At 36.7% G+C, this 3,119-nt stretch carries 1 protein-coding gene and 1 pseudogene; both read left to right on the top strand.

What is annotated here, in order from left to right:
* Nucleotides 1-776 precede the first annotated feature (776 nt).
* Nucleotides 777-1,654: pseudogene (locus I656_RS00740) on the top strand (IS982 family transposase).
* Complete coding sequence (locus I656_RS00735; protein WP_020756812.1) at nt 1,644-2,444, top strand: aminoglycoside 6-adenylyltransferase; 801 nt, start codon at nt 1,644-1,646, stop codon at nt 2,442-2,444. The pseudogene I656_RS00740 and the gene I656_RS00735 overlap by 11 nt, the downstream one beginning before the upstream one ends.
* The last annotated feature ends 675 nt before the right edge of the window (nt 2,445-3,119 follow it).

Consider the following 3,119-nt stretch of genomic DNA (forward strand, 5'->3'; position numbering starts at 1 on the left):
TGGATAATCAACACTCGTGATTCGTTTATATATGAGCGGCAGAAAAAGGTACCGTCAAGAATTTTGTGTAATGTAAGATAGATAGGGTATCTGTTGCAGCAAGAAAAAAAGCTTTTATCGATGAATATCGAAAAAGTTATTGCGTTCATCAAGCATGTGAAACAGTTGGAATTACATTAGGAACGTATTATACATGGTTGAAGCGTGACAAATCATTTAGCGAAGAATTTTATAAAATTAAAGAAAGGGGAGTTAAGTAACTAATTTCGGTTGACATAATATAAAGTGAAACGATAAAAAAATGATAAAACAGTAAGTTAACTTAATAATCGCGAATAAACTTTGATAATTCGTACAAAAGAATGATAATTGCAGACAAAAAATAAATTGAGTTAATTTATAATACATATTAGCACGCGCGTTCTTATTTGTCTAGAAAAAGATAGCAAAATATGTAAGAGAGAAGTAGAATAAAATGTTCTAACTATTCAATCCCTCGACACTATTATTCACGATACACAAAACCTATTGCTTTCTTTGTTTGAATATCCACCAAAATTTAAGCAATAAATAATTTCTTAATTTGAACTAAAACGTAGCAGGGTGAATTTCCTATTGCGAATTGTCCTGCATTTTCTTTTTATATGAGCGTTATTTATTTAAAGTACAAAAGATACCCGTGGTGCTAGATAAAATCAGACAAGCATAAAAATAGCCCTTGCATGAGGAACTCCTTAAAATGAAAGTGCAACCAAACATCAAAAGGAGAGGTTCCCATGCAAGAGCACTTTCATTTTACAACAGATCGAGCCAAACTTCAAAAACAATATGCATCGATTTTGCTTTTTGTATCGGCTCAACTATCGAGTATCCAGATTCCTCTTCAACGTCGAAATCGTCATTTGTTGAAACAGAAAGACGAAGTCATCATCACCATCCATGTCCTTGGAAAGTTGTTGGGCTTCACTTCCGAACGGGCTTGGCATCGGTTTGTGATTGGGAATTTGTTTCCCAAGGACTTATTCCCTGAGCGTTCTCGGTACAACCGTCGCTGCCGAGCGCTTAGCTTTGCGATCAAGTGGATTCGGCACCAGCTAGCCAAGCGTGGGCAACACCATGCGTATGCGGTCGTGGACAGCTTGCCGATCGAGCTGTGTCATTCAGCTCGAATGCATCGCGTCAAACGATTCCGTGGAATTGCCGATATTGGCTATTGTGCTTCCAAAAGGGTCACTTTCTATGGGTGGAAACTTCACCTGCAGGTCACCGACCAAGGGCTTCCGATGGGATATGTTGTCACCGAAGCGTCTTGTCACGACCGGGTGGCCGCTGAAACCGTCATGACGCAAATTCCACATCCGTATAACCTAGGTGGCAAAGGTATATCAGCCAAAAGCTGCAAAAGAAGCTGTACGAAGAGCACCGAGTCGCTTTTTGGACGCCCGTTCGAAAAAATCAGCGAATTCGCCAATCGGACGCATGGAAACAGTGGATGAAGCGAAAACGTAAAGTGGTGGAAACCGTGTTTTCGATTTTAGTCGATTCGTATCGGATCACCGAGATTCGAGCGAACTCGGTTTCTGGATTTGAAACGGCACTGGATGGTATTTTACTGGCTTACTCGCTTGTTGTTCTTGGGCTAGTTGAGCGTTAAGACTCAACTAGCACCACGGGTAAATAAAGATATATTTCAAGATTATGATATTGTATATTTAGTTACAGATGTTGAACCATTTAAAGATGAAAACTATATTTTGTCTCGCTTTGGGGAAGTAATGCTTATGGAAAAACCTGAAGATAAAATTTTTCCACCTCCCATTGGCGATGGCCGTTATACATATTTAATGCAATTTATGGATGGAAACCGAATTGATATGCATTTTATGCACACTAGTAAAGTGGATGAACTAATTAAGGATAGTTTGACAAAGGTTCTACTAGACAAAGACCACAATATTCCAGATATCCCACCTCCAAGTGAACAAAGTTATCTTATAAAAAAACCAACGGAAAAATTATATAACGATTGTTGTAATAGTTTTATATGGGGATTAGGATCTCATATTCCAAAAACTATTTGGAGACAAGAATTACCATTGTTAATGCGTTTAATAGATGTTGTTTTACGTGAGCCATTAATTCAAATGCTTGAGTGGCATATAGGAATTAAAACAGATTATAAATACTCAATTGGAAAAGGGGGAAGACATTTAAAAAAGTTCTTAGAGCCTGAAATTTGGAATGACTTTGAGAAGACGTATACAAATGCGAATTATGATAATATTTGGGATTCGTTATTTTTATTTCATGACTTATTCAAAAAAACAGCTAAACATGTTGGGCAAGTATATGGTTTTCCGTTTCCTGAAGAAGAATGCAAAAGAGCATTAGAGTTTCTAAAACACGTAAAAGACTTGCCGCAAGATGCAAAATCAATCTTTTAAATAAAGATACGATGGAGGGGAAAAGAGATGGGAGATGTAGCGATAAGAACAGCGAATCAAGAAGATATTCCGCAGCTTTGCAATTTATACAGATAATTGTTTTTAGCAGTTAAAAAATGAATGTATCAAATGACAAATAAGAGTATCCGTTTCATTGAATATTAACTCATACGCCACATTACTTGATATGGAGCATCTGCGGTCATGATTCTACGTAAAAGGGGAAATAAATTATATATGGTTTCACAGGCAAGATAGTCTATCATGACCGCCTATAAAGTTATAAATTTATAACAGAAATAGATGCATATGCTTAATTGCTAAATTGTGCTCCTTATCCCGCAGAAAACATCTCTTTTGATGAGAGTTTAATGTTTTCATATTTAGAAAATCCAGAAATTCTTTAATTTCTGTTCCTTTCTAACACGCCGATTTGATGACTAGTGATAAAGATCCAAGGTGATTCAACTCTTTGAGTATTAGTATTTATTGGCAGTAAAAAGTGAGGAAAAAGCCGTTCCTTATTATTAACTTTTTCATATATTTGGATTGTTTTATTGTTAAAATCAACCTTCTCCCGCTTCAAATCAACAACTTCCTGTCTGTGCATTCCAGTCGCAGCAAGCAATTAAAAAGCAGATGATATCGCCAGCTTTAACTCACATTTCGCACCCT

This window comes from Geobacillus sp. WSUCF1, from assembly GCF_000422025.1.
Taxonomy (GTDB): Bacteria; Bacillota; Bacilli; order Bacillales; family Anoxybacillaceae; genus Geobacillus; species Geobacillus zalihae.